The sequence below is a fragment of the Paenibacillus sp. 1_12 genome (genome assembly GCF_900114475.1).
Taxonomy (GTDB): Bacteria; Bacillota; Bacilli; order Paenibacillales; family NBRC-103111; genus Paenibacillus_S.
In genome coordinates, this window is the sequence record NZ_FOTE01000007.1 from 36,313 (window position 1) to 56,328 (window position 20,016).

General features: G+C 42.4%; 24 protein-coding genes. 18 read left to right on the forward strand and 6 right to left on the reverse strand.

Annotated features, from left to right (window positions below; genetic code table 11):
* Positions 1 to 39 precede the first annotated feature (39 nt).
* The 4 genes from BM210_RS16760 (at position 40) to BM210_RS16775 (ending at position 3,167) form a co-directional block, all read left to right on the forward strand.
* Entirely contained in the window at positions 40 to 285 is a 246-nt protein-coding gene (locus BM210_RS16760) for a hypothetical protein (protein WP_091170389.1), read from the forward strand.
* The gene (locus BM210_RS16765) at positions 282 to 1,400 is read left to right on the forward strand and encodes a GerAB/ArcD/ProY family transporter (protein ID WP_091170392.1); all 1,119 of its coding nucleotides are present in this window, start codon (positions 282 to 284) and stop codon (positions 1,398 to 1,400) included. The genes BM210_RS16760 and BM210_RS16765 overlap by 4 nt, the downstream gene beginning before the upstream one ends.
* A 229-nt stretch (positions 1,401 to 1,629) precedes the next feature.
* On the forward strand, positions 1,630 to 2,526 hold the full coding sequence (locus BM210_RS16770) for a cation diffusion facilitator family transporter (protein WP_371263498.1): 897 nt from the start codon (positions 1,630 to 1,632) through the stop codon (positions 2,524 to 2,526).
* A gap of 89 nt (positions 2,527 to 2,615) precedes the next feature.
* Positions 2,616 to 3,167: a hypothetical protein gene (locus tag BM210_RS16775; RefSeq protein WP_091170397.1), complete on the forward strand. Its 552-nt coding sequence runs from the start codon at positions 2,616 to 2,618 to the stop codon at positions 3,165 to 3,167.
* A 78-nt stretch (positions 3,168 to 3,245) separates the two neighbouring features.
* Here BM210_RS16775 and BM210_RS16780 read toward each other — a convergent pair whose 3' ends face one another.
* Genes BM210_RS16780 through BM210_RS16790 form a run of 3 tightly spaced genes read right to left on the reverse strand, consistent with a single transcriptional unit; the run spans position 3,246 to position 5,555 of the window.
* Positions 3,246 to 4,070: an RnfABCDGE type electron transport complex subunit D gene (locus tag BM210_RS16780; RefSeq protein ID WP_177237849.1), complete on the reverse strand. Its 825-nt coding sequence runs from the start codon at positions 4,068 to 4,070 to the stop codon at positions 3,246 to 3,248.
* Complete coding sequence (locus BM210_RS16785) at positions 4,063 to 4,980, reverse strand: FAD:protein FMN transferase (protein WP_091170401.1); 918 nt, start codon at positions 4,978 to 4,980, stop codon at positions 4,063 to 4,065. Before BM210_RS16785 ends, BM210_RS16780 begins: the two co-directional genes overlap by 8 nt.
* Entirely contained in the window at positions 4,977 to 5,555 is a 579-nt protein-coding gene (locus BM210_RS16790; protein ID WP_091170404.1) for an FMN-binding protein, read from the reverse strand. Before BM210_RS16790 ends, BM210_RS16785 begins: the two co-directional genes overlap by 4 nt.
* A gap of 241 nt (positions 5,556 to 5,796) precedes the next feature.
* On the opposite strand from BM210_RS16790, the gene BM210_RS16795 reads away from it, so the two are divergent.
* From BM210_RS16795 to BM210_RS16825, 7 genes are all read left to right on the forward strand, one after another.
* Entirely contained in the window at positions 5,797 to 6,489 is a 693-nt protein-coding gene (locus tag BM210_RS16795) for a response regulator transcription factor (protein WP_091170406.1), read from the forward strand.
* Positions 6,482 to 7,807, forward strand: coding sequence for a sensor histidine kinase (locus BM210_RS16800; RefSeq protein ID WP_177237850.1), 1,326 nt, complete (start codon positions 6,482 to 6,484; stop codon positions 7,805 to 7,807). The genes BM210_RS16795 and BM210_RS16800 overlap by 8 nt, the downstream gene beginning before the upstream one ends.
* A gap of 99 nt (positions 7,808 to 7,906) precedes the next feature.
* A complete protein-coding gene (locus tag BM210_RS16805; RefSeq protein ID WP_091170410.1) occupies positions 7,907 to 9,100 on the forward strand; it encodes an oxalate decarboxylase family bicupin in 1,194 nt (397 codons plus the stop codon).
* Positions 9,101 to 9,326: 226 nt separating this feature from the next.
* On the forward strand, positions 9,327 to 9,737 hold the full coding sequence (locus BM210_RS16810; protein ID WP_091170413.1) for a GntR family transcriptional regulator: 411 nt from the start codon (positions 9,327 to 9,329) through the stop codon (positions 9,735 to 9,737).
* A complete protein-coding gene (locus tag BM210_RS16815) occupies positions 9,703 to 10,596 on the forward strand; it encodes an ABC transporter ATP-binding protein (protein ID WP_256223687.1) in 894 nt (297 codons plus the stop codon). Before BM210_RS16810 ends, BM210_RS16815 begins: the two co-directional genes overlap by 35 nt.
* Positions 10,586 to 11,713, forward strand: coding sequence for an ABC-2 transporter permease (locus tag BM210_RS16820; RefSeq protein WP_177237851.1), 1,128 nt, complete (start codon positions 10,586 to 10,588; stop codon positions 11,711 to 11,713). The genes BM210_RS16815 and BM210_RS16820 overlap by 11 nt, the downstream gene beginning before the upstream one ends.
* Positions 11,714 to 11,898: 185 nt before the next feature.
* Positions 11,899 to 12,102, forward strand: coding sequence for a hypothetical protein (locus BM210_RS16825; protein WP_143101061.1), 204 nt, complete (start codon positions 11,899 to 11,901; stop codon positions 12,100 to 12,102).
* Between the two features lie 151 nt (positions 12,103 to 12,253).
* On the opposite strand, the gene BM210_RS16830 is transcribed toward BM210_RS16825, so the two are convergent.
* Together BM210_RS16830 and BM210_RS16835 are read right to left on the reverse strand one after the other, a co-directional pair.
* The gene (locus BM210_RS16830; protein WP_091170423.1) at positions 12,254 to 12,778 is read right to left on the reverse strand and encodes a stalk domain-containing protein; all 525 of its coding nucleotides are present in this window, start codon (positions 12,776 to 12,778) and stop codon (positions 12,254 to 12,256) included.
* A 195-nt stretch (positions 12,779 to 12,973) separates the two neighbouring features.
* Positions 12,974 to 13,261, reverse strand: coding sequence for a hypothetical protein (locus tag BM210_RS16835; protein WP_143101062.1), 288 nt, complete (start codon positions 13,259 to 13,261; stop codon positions 12,974 to 12,976).
* A gap of 276 nt (positions 13,262 to 13,537) precedes the next feature.
* On the opposite strand from BM210_RS16835, the gene BM210_RS16840 reads away from it, so the two are divergent.
* From BM210_RS16840 to BM210_RS16860, 5 genes are all read left to right on the forward strand, one after another.
* Complete coding sequence (locus BM210_RS16840; protein WP_091170426.1) at positions 13,538 to 13,834, forward strand: DUF2325 domain-containing protein; 297 nt, start codon at positions 13,538 to 13,540, stop codon at positions 13,832 to 13,834.
* A gap of 164 nt (positions 13,835 to 13,998) precedes the next feature.
* Entirely contained in the window at positions 13,999 to 14,328 is a 330-nt protein-coding gene (locus BM210_RS16845) for a DUF3892 domain-containing protein (protein WP_091170429.1), read from the forward strand.
* Positions 14,329 to 14,602: 274 nt separating this feature from the next.
* Positions 14,603 to 15,802: a serine hydrolase domain-containing protein gene (locus BM210_RS16850; RefSeq protein ID WP_091170432.1), complete on the forward strand. Its 1,200-nt coding sequence runs from the start codon at positions 14,603 to 14,605 to the stop codon at positions 15,800 to 15,802.
* Between the two features lie 99 nt (positions 15,803 to 15,901).
* Entirely contained in the window at positions 15,902 to 16,327 is a 426-nt protein-coding gene (locus BM210_RS16855; protein ID WP_091170434.1) for a VOC family protein, read from the forward strand.
* 138 nt (positions 16,328 to 16,465) lie between these two features.
* Positions 16,466 to 17,224, forward strand: coding sequence for a spermidine synthase (locus BM210_RS16860; protein WP_091170437.1), 759 nt, complete (start codon positions 16,466 to 16,468; stop codon positions 17,222 to 17,224).
* A 240-nt stretch (positions 17,225 to 17,464) separates the two neighbouring features.
* On the opposite strand, the gene BM210_RS16865 is transcribed toward BM210_RS16860, so the two are convergent.
* Positions 17,465 to 18,553 (reverse strand): CotH kinase family protein, encoded by a 1,089-nt coding sequence (locus tag BM210_RS16865; RefSeq protein ID WP_256223688.1) that lies wholly within the window; start codon positions 18,551 to 18,553, stop codon positions 17,465 to 17,467.
* 210 nt (positions 18,554 to 18,763) lie between these two features.
* On the opposite strand from BM210_RS16865, the gene BM210_RS16870 reads away from it, so the two are divergent.
* Together BM210_RS16870 and BM210_RS16875 are read left to right on the forward strand one after the other, a co-directional pair.
* On the forward strand, positions 18,764 to 19,216 hold the full coding sequence (locus BM210_RS16870) for a hypothetical protein (protein WP_177237852.1): 453 nt from the start codon (positions 18,764 to 18,766) through the stop codon (positions 19,214 to 19,216).
* A 256-nt stretch (positions 19,217 to 19,472) separates the two neighbouring features.
* A complete protein-coding gene (locus BM210_RS16875) occupies positions 19,473 to 19,979 on the forward strand; it encodes a hypothetical protein (protein ID WP_091170442.1) in 507 nt (168 codons plus the stop codon).
* Positions 19,980 to 20,016 lie beyond the last annotated feature (37 nt).

The window sequence follows — 20,016 nt, forward strand, 5'->3', positions numbered from 1 at the left end:
TCAAGTAGTCGGCAGAAAGGATCAGGAGGAGAGCCAGGTATGCTTACCGTTTGGGGAGTATTGATAGTCGGAGGGGCCATATTTTTCCTGCAAGGCTCGCAGCTGGTGAAACGGAAAGAAAAAAAGGAGATGATCATCTTTTCATCTTCCATGGTTATTGCCATGATGCTGTATATTGGGTTGGCCGTCCGTCTTCCGATTTCCAGTCCAGCCGAAATTATTGGCAAAATCCTCAATCCCATTGTTAGACCCATTGAACATTGGATGAACGAAGGTGCTTCATGATTGAGAATGGTAAAATTTCTCCTTCGCAATTTGGTATCACTGTTTTCATGTATACGTTGGGAAGTGCGGTTCTGTTGATGCCATCTGTACTTGCGACTATCGCCAAACAGGATGCATGGATAACAGTACTTATGATGATTCCTGCAGTGCTGCTATTGATTCAAATTTGGACACAACTGGCTCGTATGTTTCCTCATGAGAGCATCATTCAATATAGTGAGCGGATACTAGGGAAATGGCTCGGCAAAATAGTTGCCCTGCTGTATTTGAGTTATTTTATATTCCTTACCGCGCTTGTGCTTAGAAACGTAGGAGGATTTATTACAACACATGTGCTGGTAGAAACACCAATGCAATTTGTTCATATTATTTTTATGGTTGCTGTAGTTTATGGTGCCTACTTGGGGCTTGAAGTTTTAGCAAGAACAAGTGAGATATTTTTCCCGTGGGTACTAGGGATTTATTTTTTGACGAGTATTTTATTGATACATAATATCGATTTGTCCAAATTATTGCCTATTCTACCCGATGGATGGATGCCGCCGATTAAAGCAATCTATCCACTGCTCGGATTTCCTTTGAGCGAATTAGTTGTATTTTTGATCATATTGCCATTTGTTAATAACCAGAATAAATCCAGGAAGTACTTCAATCTTTTTATGGTGATGAACGTTATATTTGGTACTATTATCGTTGTGATTACCATTTCTGTATTAGGGGTGGACCTTACAGCAAGAAGTACTTTTGCTGTTTTTGATGTGGCAAAAGAAATTGCCATTGGCAAATTTTTTTCGCGTGTTGAGATTTTGGTTGGTGGGATTTGGATAATGACGATATTTGTGAAATTATCCTTTTGTTTTTATGTCACGAATATCGCATTTGCTCAGTTCTTCAAAATGAAAAGCTTCCGTATCACCATACTCCCATTCGGATTAATCGTGATTCCTTTATCGATGATCGTTTACAAAAATACAGGTGAATTTTCCACATTTTCTACGATGGTATATCCAATCTACAGCCTATTCCACGGATTGGTTATTCCTTTGATCCTGCTATGTGTTGCAAAGATCAGGAAACTAAAAGGCAAGGTAGCAGCAGAAAGCTCCGTCAAATAGATGTAAGCAAGGTATGTACTCACATTTTCCTCCTAGTTCTTTGCCTAATCATGTATACATTTACTATTCATTTATGTTACTATGTTAGGACGTCTTAACACATAGCGGTGATTTCTGTGAATTTACGAATAACAACAATACGAAAATGTCCTTAAACCTTGACCGGAATCGGTCAAGGTTTTTTGTTTCCTTAGGGAAAAAATTCTGGCAGGGGGAATAAATGATGGAGATGGGTAAGAAGGACGCTTCAATGATTGCTGTATGGATAAGCTTGATTAGTAATGTAATGCTGACTATTCTCAAGCTGCTGGTAGGTCTATTGTTTAACAGCCCAGTATTATTGGCTGACGGCGTGCACAACGCGGGTGATGTCATTGCAACCATAGCCGCATTAAGCTCTATGCGTATATCCAAGCAGCCTGCCGATGAGGACCATCCTTATGGACATGGAAAGGCTGAGGTTCTGGCTTCCGGTATCGTGGCTGTCATTATGGGACTAGCTGCTATTTATATTGGTTACGAGGCGGTGTCTGCTTTTTTTGAAGAGCCTGCACAAGCAAGTGTGATCGCTTTGATTGCAGCATTTCTCTCTTTAATATGGAAACAGGCGTTATATGTGTACACGATCCGAGTTGGTAAACAGACGAATAGCAAGGGTTTGATTGCAACCGCGTATGACCACCTTGCTGATGTATATGCATCTCTTGCGGCAGTTGTGGGTATTGGTCTGGCCTTCATTGGAGAAACTTATCACATTCCTTATTTGTCCTATGGAGATCCGGCGGCGGGTATTGTGGTGTCGATACTGGTATTAAAGCTGGCTATAGAGATGTCACTGGAAACGGTTGGCATTCTAATGGATAAGACAGTTAGTATGGAAAAATTAAATGAATATGCAGCTTTGATCCAATCCATCTCACAAGTTAAACGAATAGACCGCCTACGTGCCAGAGAACACGGTCATTATATTCTTGTGGATGTCAGAGTAAGTATTCCAGGGGAGTTAAGCATTCAAGAGGGGCATGACATTTCCCGTAAAATAAAAGGTGCCATTATCGAGAATCACAGTGATGTGGATGAGGTGTTAATTCATTTGAATCCTTGGTATCCAGCAGAATCCAGATAAGCGGATGTACTTTTCATTATTTTTTCAGAGTAAGAAGGTAATATAATAAGTAGCAAACATAACTTCAACGTTATAGTAGGAGCCTACTTATGAAACCAACAGACGAGCAATATTCTAGACAAAAATTGTGGATACCTGAGAAGGAACGAGTTTGGATGTTAGCGGCGGCTGTTGTCTCTCTAATCATTATGATAGCTGGGATTTGGAGTATGATCCACGTATCTGACTCGGTGCTGCACAGCAAAAGATTCGAAATGACTTTTAAAAATTATGGATCGAACGCAAGGATTGCGCTTTTCGTTGTCCTGGCAAACTACGTACTTCTGCTTATCTTACAAAAGCGACTGGTTGATCGTTGGAGCAGCGTAAAAAAATGGATAATCAAGCTATGGCAATCCATTCGATTCTTGCATACACCTATTGCCATTATTGCGATCGGATTCATTGTACTTCATGTGGTGGGAGTATTCATGTACGGCTTTAAGTATAATTTCAACAACATCAGTGGTCTACTAGCTTTGCTAGTTCTTCTTCCCGTTCCGGTTTCAGGTTTATTCAGATACAAGAAGCTGGATCGAAAATGGCATCTGCGGTTGGGTTTAGGATTTGCTGTTTTGTTTCTAATACATTCTTTTGTGTAAAAAAACCTGGCCATTGGCCAGGTTTTTCTGTAGTTCTAAGCTTAGATTGAAATTACAGAGGGAGTGGGTGTGTTATATCTAAGAACGAGCTCCTGCTCCTTTTATAACTCTATAAAGACTGTTCCCCAGATTAGCCGCCAGCAGCCCTGCAAGTAGAAAGGACAATCCTCCGATCCAAACGTTCACGCCAACACTGATGATCGCAGCTGCCATTCCAAATAGGATCTGCTCACGATAATTGCTCGGTGATGTCGGAGGATCGCTCAGCATAAAGAATGAAAGGAACAGAACGGCGTTAATAAACGGGATTCGAAAAATATCGTTGACATCAATCGTATGGTAAAGCGAAATTCCAGTAAATAAGGCAAAGTATGTGCCGAGAAATGCAAAAAGTAACGGAAATTTGTTCACTTTATTAACTACCAGATAACCGCCAGCAACGAGAAGTATAAGCGTCCATCCAGGAAGTGCGGACAAGCCGCCCCACCATTCATGGCCACTGGAAAAAATCAGTAGGACAGCGAGAAGGCCTGCCGCGGCGGGATTGAAAATCGGCTTTTTCTTCATACGGAGTGCATGCTTGGAAATAATGGCAATAGCCGCTGCAGCAGCCGTGATCAACCAATGGGTTGTGGGGCTTAAGACTAATGCAATGATAAGACCAGTGAGTATAGCACCATCAGGCACCAGCTTTTTCCGTTTTAGTATGCACATCATAGCTAAGTCCAGTAGCGCAGCTGTACAAACGGCGATCACGACATTCGCAATGCCTTGGGAAGAATACGAGCCTAAAGAAGCAACAACTGTAAGAACGAGCAGAATAATCAAAACATAGCCCTTGGGTGTTTTCAAAAAAGAATGCTTTCGACTTAATATCCTATTGTTTAAATTGACTTCACTCATACCCATACCTCTTCATGTCGTTTGTCGTAACTATCTGTAAAGAAGAAGTAATCCACAGACCTTGAAGCTCTGCATCTTCAAGCCATTTCCTTCCTTGCTCTTGTCCCAGTAGAAAAGCGGCCGTAGAAGCGCCATCAGCGAGCATTGCGTAAGGTGCGACTACCGTACAGCTGAATAAATCTTCACTGGTGGCCTGCTTATGGGGATCGATAAGATGATGCATCCCATTGTGTATATGAATTCGTTCGTAGGTACCCGAAGTGCAGACTGCCATATCACTGATGCATAGCGTACCCATAGTGCTTTCCTTCTCCAGTGGATGACGTATTCCAATTCGCCAAGGCTGCTGGTTTTCATTCACACCCCCAGCAAAAATGTCTCCACCTGCATCGATAATAAATCCCTCGAAGCTGTCCAATATCCGTTTGGCCAGATCAATGGCCATTCCTTTTGCTATGGCTCCCAGGTCGAGGACCAGTGGCTTTAACAGCTTGATAGTTCTATGATTTTCGTCGATCTCAACATCCGTATAGCTTGCAGGGTGTGTCGAGTCCGGTATAGGGGCAGGTGTACGGCCATTCAAATAATGACGGGAAAATCCTTTTTCTTCCATGAGCCTCCCGATAGTCGGGTCAAAAATGCCATTCGTCATCCCTGCAAGCTCTAAGGAGAAGCGTATTGCTTCAAACAGCAATGGACTCACTGTAACGGCTGAACCTACATGGCGGCTAAGGTTTCTCATTTCGCTGTTGTCATCGAAACGGCTACAGGTCGATTCCACAAAGGTAAATACATCAAATACTTGATCGATGCTCTGATGAATGAATGACTCGGAATGGGCAGAAACTACTTTTACCGTAATCAGGGTATCCATACAAATTATTGAACGTACGACGCTTTTTATCTTCATGAGAGCTGTTGTGCTTTGCTTAATGCTTGAAGAACAGCTTCAATAAAGTCTTTGGAGCTATTGGTAGCCCTGCTGACGGTGTCAATATTGGCACTTTGTTTTTCAACAACTTGTTGCGGTAAGCTCTCAATATAGGTAACAGGATACCGCGTAGCGCTGCGGGTAATTTCTACGTTTGCGATGCTGCCTTGTTTAATGGTTACTGCCACCTCTACCGTACCGAAACGGTTGGTGCCTGAGCCGTTGTAGCTTCCATCCTTATATTTTGGCTGTGCTGTAGATGGCTTTGCTGAACCTGTGGGTGGTTGTGCAGGCTTGCCTGCTGATTCTGCTTGTGCAGGTTCGCTTCGGGAAGGCTGTGCTGCTTCGGGCATGGATGATTTTGATCTTGAATGCCTTTCTTGACGACCTATTGGCCGAGTTTGCTCGCCAGAGCTTACAGTTGGGCTCATGAGGGCCTCCGTCGGAGTCATGGCCTGAAGGCTTTGCGGTTCCGTAACGAAATATCCGGCAGCATATACAATACCAATTGCTGTAGAGCATAAGGCTATAAGCTTCTTTCCAATAACAGCCATAGTTCATTTTCCTTTCGTATAACTTATAGAGGATGTTCAAATGGACAGCGGAGGTATATAGCTTCTTAGCGAAATACCTTTTATACACGCTCTTATCTATCGATCATAAGGGAAGTCAATGAAAAAATCATGAAAGTTGGCTGTAAGCATGCCGGACCTGTCGTTTCATTTCTTCATTATTTTTTCATGGAATTTTGCTATGCTTAAAGTGGAACTATAGGAGCGTGAAAGAAGGGCAAACATGAGAATATTACTGGTGGAGGACGACGTTAAGCTCGGGTTTTTGATTGAATATAAGCTGAAGCATGAAGGGCATCAAGTGGATTGGGCTAAGAACTCGGAGGAAGCTGAGAGTTTTTTTATAGCAGAGGCGTACGATCTCTATATTTTGGATTGGATGATTCCGGGAAAGACAGGACTTGAGCTATGTAAGGAGCGGAGAAAACAGAAGGACAGCACGGCCATATTGATGCTGACTGCACGCGATGCTGTAGAGGATCGGGTTAAGGGCTTGGTGGATGGGGCTGATGATTATTTGGTAAAGCCGTTTGCTTTTGAGGAGTTATTTGCCCGTATGACTGCTCTGGATCGGAGAAAACAGACAAGCGGGTACGAGGAAGGCTGCGCTTCCAAAAGTCTGAAGCTGAATTTGCAAACACAAGAGGTGGAACGTGAGGGCTCCTTAATCTATTTAACGAAAAGGGAATTTCAACTCCTGTCTTACATGATGCGCAATCCCGACGAGGTTTTGTCCAGAGAGCGAATTTTGAATTATGTGTGGGGTACCGAAGCTGAGGTGACATTAAATGCGGTAGATGCCACCGTAAAGCTGCTTCGTAAGAAGATCGACGATCCATATATCCACAAAGTAATTCAAAGTGTTCATGGACGAGGCTACCGTTTTTGGGATTCAGGGGCTGCTCAGCATGATTAGAGAAACACGCAAAACTCTATTTTTTATATATAGTGCCATTATCGGGTCTATTCTGATTATTATGGCCGTTTCCTTTTATTTGATGCTGTCAGGTGTGCTTGCTCGTGATGAACATATTCGTCTCGAAGCAGCTTCGGCAAAAGCACAGACGGAATGGCAGAGAAGGATAATGAACCGAATCGAGGGAAATAATGCCAATAGAGAGATCAGGGACAATCGTCCTCATCGCATGGAATGGGAGTTTTTACAAAGCAATCAAGCTGCTGTTGTTTCAGATCAGAATGGACAAATTCTTTCACAATCCTTAGGACGCAATCCACTAGTTACGGAAGGTTTTATGAGCGAAATCAAGATTCCAGCTACAAACAATAAGCCATATTTCCTAAAGCATATGGAAATGGATAGCCGGAGCTATGCTGTTATAAGTATGGATATGGAGAATATACGCGGGATTAAGCTCTATATGGCAGAGGATGTCAGCAATCAAAAACACCTATTGGCTGAAATGCGGTGGCTGCTGGGGGGCGTATCCATCCTACTGTTGGTTGTAGCCTCGATTATAGGATATATATTATCGGGCCGGGCAATGATTCCAATAACTCGTTCTTATGAGCGGCAAAAAGCCTTTACTGCCGATGCCTCCCATGAGCTGCGAACGCCGCTTAGCGTACTTCAAGCATCTATGGAAATATTGGAAGAACAAAAGCAGCAGCTGCCATCCATTCATCAAGTGGTTATGGGACATATGAAGGATGAAATCCATCGGATGATTCGGCTTACAGAAAATTTGCTGCTGTTGGCACGAAATGATTCCGCTATTCCGCTAAGTCAGTTAGAGCTATTCGACCTTCGTCAAACGATTGTCAATGCTATTGATCGTATGCAGCTTGCCGCACAAGCGAAACAAATCGTGATTAAGGCTCATGTTGACGGCTTGAAAGAAGGTCTCTCGTATAAAGGGGATGCCGATCAGATTAGTCAATTGTTATATATCCTTCTTGACAATGCCGTTAAATTTTCGGATATGGAGGGATCTGTTATTGTGCAGTCACGGTCCTACGCAAAAAGGGGAATCGAAATTACAATTACAGATAAAGGCTGCGGGATCCCGGCGCAAGATATTCCTCATGTATTTGAGCGATTTTACAGGGTGGACAAGGCGCGCTCACGCGAGTCTGGGGGAACAGGTCTTGGACTGTCCATTGCATCCCGTATTGTTCATAATCATGGAGGTGAGCTCGCGGTCACAAGCACTATGGATCAAGGCAGCATATTCATAATCCGGATTCCTGAAATGGAGTTATTATCCGATTCTTAAATTTCTCCTTACCTGACATAACGGGTTTTGCTCGTTCATAAACTGATCTGATGTCAGAGCTGAATGATTTCAGCATTTTTGTGTAGAGGAGTCAATGACATGGATAATTTATCAGTGAAGCAAGCGGCGCAGGCAAGCATACCACAGCCCATTCGCAGTGATGGAGCAGGTGCTACCGATCCAGGCCCTCGTGATGTGATGAGGGACATAGAAAATCCGAATATGCTAGTACCGCCTGTCACGGATTCCGGTCTGCTGCCAAACCTCAAATTCTCATTCTCCGACACCCATATGCAGCTAAATCATGGAGGGTGGTCGCGGGAAATCACGGTCAGGGATTTACCAATCGCAAAGACTCTTGCTGGAGTGAATATGAGGCTAACCCCAGGTGGTGTGCGTGAACTGCATTGGCATCAACAGGCGGAATGGTCGTATATGCTGTTAGGTCGGGCGCGTATTACTTCGGTAGATCAGGAAGGACGGAACTTTATCGCAGATGTCGGGCCTGGTGATCTATGGTATTTTCCCGCAGGCCTTCCGCATTCCATTCAAGGGCTGGAGGAAGGCTGTGAATTTTTGCTTGTTTTTGACGATGGCAGCTTTTCAGATCTGAATACGTTATCCATTTCCGATTGGTTCGCACACACTCCCAAGGAGGTGCTATCAGCCAATTTTGGTGTATCTGAAAGTGCCTTTGCCCATATTCCTTCGAAGCAGGTCTATATTTATCAGGATCAGGTTCCCGGTTCCTTGGAAAGTCAAGCCGTTCAATCTCCTAACGGAACCATACCGCAAAGCTTCAAGCACGAGCTGCTGGCCCAACCGCCGATCAAAACACCTGGCGGAAGCGTAAGAATCGTGGATTCCACGAACTTTCCGATTTCAAAAACAATTGCAGCTGCACTTGTTGAGCTCGAGCCGGGAGCGATGCGGGAGCTTCATTGGCATCCAAATAATGATGAATGGCAATATTATCTTACCGGACAGGGCCGAATGACGGTATTTGCAGGCAATGGTGTGGCCCGTACCTTTGATTATCGGGCTGGGGATGTTGGCTATGTGCCGTTTGCTTTTGGGCATTATATTCAGAATACAGGCAACCAAACGTTGTGGTTTCTAGAGATGTTCAAAAGTGACCGTTTTGTCGATATATCACTAAATCAGTGGATGGCGCTGACTCCACGGGATTTGGTCCGTGATAATCTGCATGTCAACTCAGAGCTATTGGATAGTCTGCGCAAGGAAAAATGGCCTGTTGTCCGGTACCCAAATTTTTCTTATCCAACAAAATAAAGGTTTGATTAATGTAAGAGGCAGGGACCCTAACTATAGGGTCTTCTGCCTCTTTTTATTGGATACTTTGACGGATCTTAAACGCAGGCTTTCGAATAGATGATAAGCAAGCCAACTACATTTATGTATTGACAAAAGAAAAGGAGACGGTTATTGTATTAAGTGTATTACATGTAGTGGTACACATAGTTCGCTAGTGTGCTACAGCAGAGAAAGGAAGAGAGCCTTGCACATACATATTGATGAGCGAAGCACTACCCCAATATGGGAGCAGATCGTCCAACAAATTAAGGAGCTAATCCTGAAAAAAGTGCTCAGACCCCATGATAAGCTGCTGTCTGTTCGAGAGCTTGCTTCCATGCTTATCGTTAACCCGAACACGGTCAGTAAAGCTTATCAAGAGCTTGAACGACAGCAAATCATTGAGACTCGAAGAGGCAAAGGCACATTTGTCACGGAAGCATTACCTGTACAAGGCAACGAACAGAGGATAAACGAAATTCGGCAATCCTTGCACCTGCTTGTTGTAGAGTCCTCCTACATCGGAGTAAGCCGTGATACGCTGGTGCAATGGATTGACAGCTATATGAATGAATTAGGAGGTGAGGGACTTGTTGATCGTCCGGAATCTAAGTAAAGCTATAGATGGAAAAACCATCATTGAAGATGTCAATTTTGAACTCAAAAGCGGTTCCATTACAGGGCTTGTGGGTCGGAATGGAGTCGGTAAAACAACACTGCTGCGGATTGTAGCAGGTATATTGGACCCGGACCACGGAGAGGTGTTATTAAACAATGTCAATTTAAGCATCTATCCGCATACTAAACAATCGATGTATTATGTACCCGATTCCATGAGTATGTTCAATGGTTATAGTATCAAGGAGCTGGTTCTGCTGCATAGGAGCATGTATAAGCAGTTTGATCAGGAGGTTTTTTATAATTGGCTTGATCGCTTCCAGCTTCCGACTAACCGGACACTACGCTCGTTTTCCAAAGGAATGAAAGCTTTATTGTTTATCATCTTGGCCTTATCGACACAAGCAAAGCTGATTATTCTCGATGAACCGACCAACGGATTGGATGTTATTGTGAAAAAGCAGGTTATGCAGCTGCTTATTGAGGAAGTATCGGAGCGTCAGATCGCCTTGATCATTTCCTCGCACCATTTGCAAGAGCTTGAGAAAATAACCGATGTCGTCATGATGATGAAAGACACGAGGATCGACTCTATGATCCGTATAGAAGATGTGAAACAGTCTTTCAAAAAAGTGCAGGTTGCTTTCGAGGATATGGTGATTCACTCTTTAATCGATATGGAGCATGTGGAAGTGTTATCACAGGTCGGGCGAGTAACAACCTTACTCATTAAGAGTAATGTGGCCCATACAATCTGCATATTACAGGACAATCAGCCGCTGCTGCTTGAGGAGCTTCCTGTAACGATTGAGGATCTTTTTATTAGCAGGCTGGGGGGAAATGACTATGTTTCATAAAGGATTGTGGTTTCAGCATTACAAACAGTCGAAATACATACTCTGGGCACTCTGGCTGGCAGCTGTGCTAAGCGGATTTCAAATATTCAGCCATGCCAACAATGTCATATTGAACCTCGAGTCCTCATTGAAAAACAACTACAAGTTCCAATATAACTTCAATGCCGATCTAAGTATGGTTTCGACGCTTCAGCTGCTAATATGCATAGGTTTACCCGCCTTCCTGATTGGATTCAGCCGTTCGAATCAGAGCCTGGAATACATGTACGCGATGCCTGTGAAGCGGGAGCATATCTTTTTATCCAAGTGGATGCTCGGCATCGTTCACATCATCGGAGCCTCTACAGTAGGATTAATCATTCAGCTCATAGTAGTTCATTCCACAATTTTGAATGACTATTTGACAAATGGCCTTTTTTGGATTTATTATCTCCAACAAATATTGATTTTGAGTGCAGTGTTCAGCTTTTCGCTGTGGCTTGGTTTGGTCGGGGGCAGCTTTATCTCTCAGATTGCATACAGCGTCATTTTCCTGCTGCTTCCGTTTGGACTTTTCGGATTACTCAAAGAGGCGGTTTCCCTGCATTATTTTGCATTCGGTGTTACGGATATTAGGGATTGGTGGTTTTTCAGCCAAACGACAAATAATTATTTTCAACATATATCATTTCCTCTGAAGCTGCTCAAGATCAGTGAATGGTTCAGGGTTTATAGTTTTCCCACTCAGGGAGGTTCGACTGCGTATATCGAGCAGATTCGTCAAACTTATTATGGTTGGATGTCCTTCGTGATTCCGTTTCTCGTTACAGTGGGCAGTGTCTGGGGCATACTCCGGATGTCCGTCACAGCTAGAAACGAATACAACGGAAACGTGCTGTTGAATAACAGGCTGCGTCCATATTTGATTGCAGGGGTGGCGGTTTGTGCGTTCTTTTTTGGCGGAGCACTGCTGGAAGGCATGCTGGGATACCATTACTTCGGTACTGAGGATCAAATGACAGAACGTTATCTGAAAAACTTAGCAACATTTTACGTTTCGGGGGTGGTTTCGGCATTAGTCGCTTACAAATTGATCAAAAAATGGATCGAAAATAAACAGCAGGTGAGGAAAAGCTAACTGACTGCTTGATTTCTAACCGTTCTGGTGCAGCAACATAAGGTGAGCTTTAAGGGGGTACTAGAAAAAGATAGTACTAACGAGATCATCTAAGGTCCTTTATAATGGGTTATAAGATATAAGCAAATGAAAAAAATATGTCGGGAATGATTTTGGTGTTGGAAATCAAGGAGCGCTTATTAGTATTGAAGAAGCACGAAGACGTTTGTTACAGCATTTGCCTGTATGTGCTGCAGTGTGAAGCCATGGCTTGTGAAGCTGCAAAAGCTGCATTGTACAATCTCATGAAATGCGACTCCTTTTTCGTTGAAAATCCTCATACTACAAGTATTCTGCTGCGTAAGGAATCTTTGAAATGTGCGCTTCAACTGATGAAATCGAAATCATAGTAATGAATTAGGACCTTGATTGGCTTATGCCTTCAAGGTTTCTTTATATATAGAGGCTAGCTGGTCATGTGGTTACACATACTAATAACGCCCAAAGTGCTTGGGCGCATCAGCGTATTGGTTGTGGATGTATTATTATTTTATGTTCGTATCAATGTGGCAATCCTACGCGTTCCAAATCAACACGATTCAAATAAGTTGTTCCGTCTTTGATTAGCATATTGATATTACCAGGATTGCTGATTGCCATCTTCTCATCTTCCGCATTATTGGGCAGATTGAAAACGAAGTTTTGTTTACCATACTCCAAGTTAATTTGAGAGGTTCCCGGTGAAATCGTCACTTTGATGCCAGGAACTAACGTTAATTCGCCCAAAGCTACCCATTTGGATGTGTCGACAGGCTCACTTTTGGTTACTGGCTGATTCAATGCAATAGTCCGGCTCTCGGTCGTATATTTGACTTCATAACCTAATAGGTCAGCCATAGCGCGAACTGGCAAATAGGAGGTGCCATCATAAACCAGCGGTGTCGTGTCCACCTTTTTTTCTTGTCCATTAATTTTAAATATGAAATTCGCAAAAACAGCAGTGACTTCGCCTTGTGTAGCAGCAACCGCAGTTGTGACAGAACCAATTATCATACCGATCGTTAACCCAAGAATTAGCTTTTTCATGATCAAACCTCCATCTGCTGGATATAATTAGGATTATAGCATATTTCAACTAGCTAAGTTTCTCCTATACCAACAAAAGATTTTATAGGAAAAAATGACCCCTAAAATCTTTTAGGAGTCATCTTTTACACGCATATTTTTGTATGAAAGAACGGTGAGTCTCATACGATCTAACCCCTGCCAAATCGATGTCTGTTAGTTTATGTAATATGAACCAATTGGCAGAGCCGTTGATTTGTCGACCACAACAAGACCTATACCATTCAGAACATAAGCAATTCGGGTATCAGCGTTAAAAGTGAAAATCCCAGGTACATAAATGCCTCTAATATTCGTTTCACCAATGATTTGTGAGGTCGTCGCGGATGGTGCAGTGCTTACATTCGGTGTGTTCATAGGATCGGTTGTTGTTGTTGCCTCTGCCGCACCTACCACTGTAGGAAGCATTAAAGCTGCACCAATTACTAACATGGACAATTTCATTTTAAAAGACTTCATCATCATCACTCCATCTATTTTTTTTGTTATGTAACTATTACTTTCTGGAGTATCTTCCCCAGTTGAGTATTATTACCCAGGTTCATTTGGTTCGAAGCACTGAAACGATAACTTTTTAATAAAGCTTGTAACCATAGGCAGCAGTTGTTCAAAATATTAAATCCTACTATACCGATTGACATTTAATGATATTGAGTTAAAATAAGTATAACAGATAGTCGAAACGTACTTGCAAGATTACATTTTATGGGGGAATCAGTTATGAAAATAGTTGCGATTATCGGAGGAAGTCAAACGGATACATTCAAAAAAATGGGTGAAAAGCGGGGCGTCATGGTTGAACATCATAATGGTAAAACGGGCGGTGGCTCGGTGGAAAGCTACTTTTTACGTATTATAAATAAAGCTGACGTTATCATTATTTTAAAAGGTGCAATTAAGCATACTTCAATGTGGGCTGTCCGGGAACTTGCAGAGAAAAAGGGAAAGAAAATCGACTATCATGATGGCTTCGGTGCAACAGGTGCTCTGGAAAAGGCTTTACAAATTGTTGGATAACGAGTTAGCATAACTAACTATGATCGAAATTATTGATCCGATAAAGGCTGGTGGCACTTATAACATACTCAAATCATCCGTAGACCCTTTTCCGTTTTTTTGGAAAAGGGTTTATTTAATAATAATGGCAGTTATAGCGTATCCTAACAGTCGAGGTGATCATAATGAACCAAGATTCAGGCAAGCCCAATTATGAACAAATTTATCAGGAATATAGGCAGCAAGGTGAGATTCAGGCCGCGCAGGATCAGATCAGTCAAGCATCAACCGATGGTAAAGAGTCCATTGTGGCTGTTCGTAAAAATGCGGATGGTGATATTATTGCGATTCAGACCTCAGCAGGGCGAGAGCTCGATTATGTATCTGCTCTGAATGAAGCGAAGGCAGGAGCTCTTGCTCATGTAGATGTGTTTCAACGCTATGGTCGTGATATTTTGCGAAGCGAGCCTGATGGAGTACAAGCCAATAATTTGGATAATCTGCCCACGTTTTAGGAATAGAACCCAAATTGCTGTGCAGTTCAAACATACAGGATTCGGATTTTGAAAATCAACCGGAAGAAATACATTCTTCCGGTTTTTTGTTGCACAGCTGGTAAAGAGGCAAGCATCCCTCCCTCCCGGTAAACCTGTTCAAATACCGCAATCGGTAAGAAATCCGAACATAAGTCGCATGTTATAATAGGGTAACTCGACATCCTATATGAATCGAGCCGAACTGCTTATGAAATGTTGAGTGTTGTGGAATGATGTTGAGGAGTGTGAAAAGATGAGCGTTGGGAATTTGTCGAAAGAGCGGCTGGGTCGCATGCATGACATCATGGCTGGCTATGTTGAACGTGGAGAGCTATCTGGTATGGTCACACTCGTCAGTCGTCGGGGTGAAGTCCATGCCGATGCCATCGGGAAGAAGTCATTTGACAGCAGCGAACAGATGCGCCGGGACACCATCTTCCGCATCGCCTCCATGACGAAGCCTATTACTGCCGCGGCAGCGATGATCCTGGTGGAGGAATGCAGATTGAGGTTGGACGAACCTATAGATCGATTGCTGCCCGAACTGGCTGACCGCAACGTTCTTATGCAGCTCGACGGGCCTCTCGATGACACGGTACCTGCGAAGCGTCCGATTACTCTGCGTGATCTGTTAACCTTTCGGCTGGGGATCGGAGCGGTTATGGCACTACCCGGCCGATATCCAATTCAGAAGGCGATGGACGAGGCTGGTCTTGCACCCGGTCCGAATCCTCCTGAGTGTTCGCCAGACGAATGGATGAAACGCCTTGGCAGTCTGCCGCTGATCCATCAACCGGGGGAGTCATTTATGTATCACACGGGCTCCGACATCTTGGGTGTGCTGATTGCGCGAGCCGCAGACCGGCCGTTGGAGCAGTTTTTACGTGAACGCATCTTTGAGCCGCTTGGGATGAAGGATACCGGGTTTCACGTTCCCGCTGACAAGCTGGACAGACTGTCAACAAGCTATAGGATTAATCAGGAAACCGGAGCAGTCAACGTTCATGACGAACCCTTGGTTAGCCGTTGGAGCAGCCCGCCCGTCTTTCCGTCCGGAGGTGGAGGGCTCGTATCAACTGCGGATGACTATCTGGCTTTTTGTCAGATGATGTTGAACAAAGGAAGACATGGTGGAGAGCGAATTCTGTCAAGACCGTCTATCGAGCTCATGACGACGGATCATCTGACGGCAGAACAAAAGGCGAGCGCCCGTATCTTTTTCGGTGATCACAGCGGCTGGGGCTTTGGTGTTGCCATCAACCTCCAACGAAACGAGCTATACGATAGTCCTGGAAGATTCGGCTGGAACGGCGGTATGGGTACTTCCGGTTATACAGACCCGAAGGAAGAGATGATCGGGATTGTGATGACTCAGCGTCTTATGGATTCACCTGCTCCTCCTGGTGTTTTTCTCGATTTTTGGACATCAGCTTATCAGGCGATTGACGACTAAGGCAGCTGACTGTAAACTTTAATCTGAGGATACTTGTACCTATTATTAAATTTTGGGCATAATGGAATGATAAAATTAAAAACAAGGAGCTGTTTATTAATGACCATGCGATTAGTCCCCTATTTAGTGATGGATGGTAATTCAAAGGAAGCTATCCAATTTTACGAGCAAGCCCTAGATGCCAAGCTTCTCTTTATGCAAACTTTCGAACAAATGCCGGAAAACCCGGACTTTCCTTTATCAGCAGACCTCAAAGATCGTGTGGGGCACGCTATGTTAAAGGTTGGAGAAACCGATCTGATGTTGTCGGATACGTTTCCAGGCCAACCTCATCAAACAGGAGATCAAGTTACGATCTGTATCGTAATAAAAGATAAAGAAAAATCAAAAAAGATTTATGAGGCCTTAAAGCAGGATGGTCAGGTCATCATGGAGCTGCAAGAAACTCATTTTAGTCCTTCATACGGGAGCTTAAAGGACAAGTTCGGTATTACTTTCCAAATTTTCACTGAAGAACAACGCTAAAATAAAAATGTAGTGCAGATCCTTATCTGTCACTACATTTTTTTGTTTGTTATTAGAAATGCTGTGCGAATTCAATCATTGTATGATAATATTAAAAATCGATTAAATATTGGGACTGTATTAAAGGAGATAAATAACTTGCATTTATTAGCCAAGGAGCTCAGCTTGAATCAAGAGATATCCGTGTACGAGGCTACTCAGTTATATGGAGAGAAAGGGAAATTCCGATTTTTACAGTTTTCAGATGCAGCTGTACAAGGCGCAATAGACTTGAATGATCCGAAACGTATCGTGCTGGAATATCCGCGGGCAATAATACATTTGATGGAGTCCAATAATCCCTCATTCATTAACGTATTTGTCATCGGTCACGGGATAGGGACGATAGCTGGCCATTTCTCAGAGAAAAATTTTACAGTAGCGGAAATTGACGAGAAGGTAGTGGAGTTAAGTAAGTTGTTTTTTGGCTATTTCAATAATAATGTTGCAGTTGGAGATGGACGTCAGCTTCTTAGTAATGAAGACAACCATACATTTGATTATATTATTCTCGATGCCTTCACCAAAAAGGGGACTCCTTATCATTTAACAACGCTGGATTTTTTCAAAATGACTCAACAAAAGCTAACCCGACATGGATCACTGATCATGAATTTAATGGGGAAATCTAAAAATGACAAGCAGATCAATGCTATACATACCACGCTAAGAGAAACGTATGCTTATTCAAAGGTATTCTCCCTTCCAGCAGAGAAGGGGAGTGACATGAGGAATATCATTGTTATAGGCAGCAACAATAGGATTGAATTCCGGGCACAAGATATGGCAGGTTTTTACGAAATTGAGCTAGGCGAAGGACATATCGTCCTGGACAGTGATTCCCGTTGGTTAAAATGAAATCACTGCGCAGGACCAGTAGGTTCATAACATTAATTTCGAGTGAGATTGAGATGTTTTTAACCAACAATGAGGAATGGGCGAATCAAGACTAATCCCCAAAACGAGACTGCTTCCGTATATCGATTATTCAGAACAGCAGTTTGAATTTGTAACTCAACGCCTCCTGGACATATTTTATAACCTCCACATGAGTGGAGGTTTCTTTGTTGTTCCTGATAAATTACGCTGGAGGTCTATTCAATTCAAAGCTACTAAATGATTCTTCAGATAATCTCGACGGTTGTTTATGAATTGAATAATATATTCGGTTTCCTTGTCAAAACTTGAAATATCCTTACTTTTATAAGGATCTAAAAGGATATAGGGACGAATCCTGCTATGCAGGGACAATATGCGTGGTTCTAAGTAGCTAGCATTAAATTTGGTTTCCAATACGACCTCAAGGAGAGATTTGTACATTAGACGAAACTCAGGAATATCTATTAGACGAGAGATTAAGGTGTTATAGCCTTGGATTGGAACATAATCATACTCCATTATTTGACCATGTATATCTCTTCCCCAGGTTGCGTCGTAATCCCAAGGAATAATCTCGAATAAGCCTGATGCTCCACTTCGATAAAGCGCATAGTTTTGGATAAAGCCATCATAATTCTGCGTGCATACAACTCCAACCAGCCAAAGTAAAAATTTATTTACATCTATAAGCTTGGAGATTTCATTTTTAAAATCAGACTGAGGGACTGTATTTATTTTATAAATAAGCTCTCGTATATATTGATAATCCTCTTTGAGGCCGACTTTCAGGCTGTAGCCTGCTTCGAGAGAATGTTTTATTTTATTTTCCGGTGTAATTAACGAAAAGTTTGCATCATCATTACTTGCATAAAAAATGTGCCCAGCCTGCAATCCTCTTCTTTTAAGGAAAAGGTCATCTACTGACTCAAGTTGTAAATAGACTCCTAAAGTAGAGCCGTTAAGTTTTAATAAAATGTGTTCCGCGGCAGGTGCAAGATTTCCAATATCTTCAAAGAAATCAAAGGAAAGCTTGCTTCGTATCATAGATGGATCTAAATATTCGGCATTTAAATGATATTCTCTTGCACCCAAAAATAATTGGGGTGTAGGAATTGTGAGTCGGAATGATTTTTTCTTAAGCTTCCGAATGTGGTATCCACGGTATGATACTCCAACGGCATATTGCTTTTGGTTGAATTTTAGTTTTGCGGAGACGGGTTCTTCGCTCCACATGTGATCTCGAAGAGTTTTATATTCATTTTTATTTATGAAAATTTGATAAATAGGAATCTCTCTGGGTAAATCCACTATATCATCTACCTTTTTATAAATAATATATGTTGAACTGTTATACTGCGGGCTTTAACGTGGCAAAACACGAGCTTAAGTTTTTACAACTTATATACAATATGCGGAGTTTCATTATTTCGTGACTTTGCCCAGAGCAACAATAGTATGTTCGCATAAAATATTTTACTCCCAGTATAGATGGGGAAAATAATAAGTGAGGTGGTTTTGTTGGTAGCCTTAACAGAGTACGAAATACAAGAACTGATTAATGAAACTATAGGCACTGAGTTAGAGAAGTATTTAAATCAAAATCCTAAGGAACCTGAATTAAGTAAAGACTCTAAGGATTCCAAAAGCTCTAAGGGTTCGAAAGGCTCGAAGGGCTCTAAAGGCTCTAAAGGCTCTAAAGGCTCTAAAGGCTCTAAAGGTTCTAAAGGCTCTAAAGGCTCTAAAGGCTCTAAAGGATCTAAAGGATCTAAAGGATCTAAAGGATCTAAAGGATCTAAAGGTCCGAAGGGTCTGATAGGAGGTCCGAAGGGGCCGAAAGGCTCTAAAGGCTCTAAAGGCTCTAAAGGCTCTAAAGGGTCTAAAGGCTCTAAAGGGTCTAAAGGCTCTAAAGGGTCTAAAGGCTCTAAAGGATCGAAAGACAAGGATGGGTCTAAAGGGAATAAAAGTAAGTGAAAAAAAGTGGGTTGTTAGTGTAACGATATTAAATAGGGCTTTCCTCCAAAAAAACTGGGGAAAGCCTTCTATTTTATGCTTGCTGAGAACTCATGCAGATAAATCGAAATTATAATAATTACATATTTCTCTATTAATTAAAGGGGACAGTGGCGGAAAAACACAACTACTGGGTACATGTACCATTCATAAAGGCATAGAACTTAATATAATTGTGGTGTAATCCAATAATCAAAGAGATGAGGGATTGAGTTCTATGGATAAAGAAAGTGTGATTTTATTAACAGGAAGAATTGTTCGTATCGACAGAGGAGGACCTGAGTCCAAAAAGGGTAAGCTGATCTCCGCCAAGGATGACCATATCGTAATAGACGTCGAGAATGAAGGGATGCTTTACTACAAGATGGATCATATTAAAAGCATAACCCTGGACGCTCGTGATGTTTCGGATCTGACAGGTGTGGTCCTTCCTGAAGAGCAATCTGTGTTACCTAAGTTTATTGATGCGGAAGATCTCAATTCGGTCATGGACAACATGAAATATCGTTGGGTTCAAATCAACCGCGGGGGTCCCGAGAAAACCGAAGGCGTGTTGATTGAAGCTACCGTAGATCTAGTTAGAATGGTTGTAGGCAATGAAGTAGTTCATATATTACCGTTTCATATCCGTAACATTAGCTATGGTTTAAAGAAAAATGATCAGGATAACAACAAAGATGGAAACAAAGATGCAAAAGATGGGAACAAGGATGCAAAAAAATAATTATTTAAGCCAAATACGAGAACAACAAGATACTAAT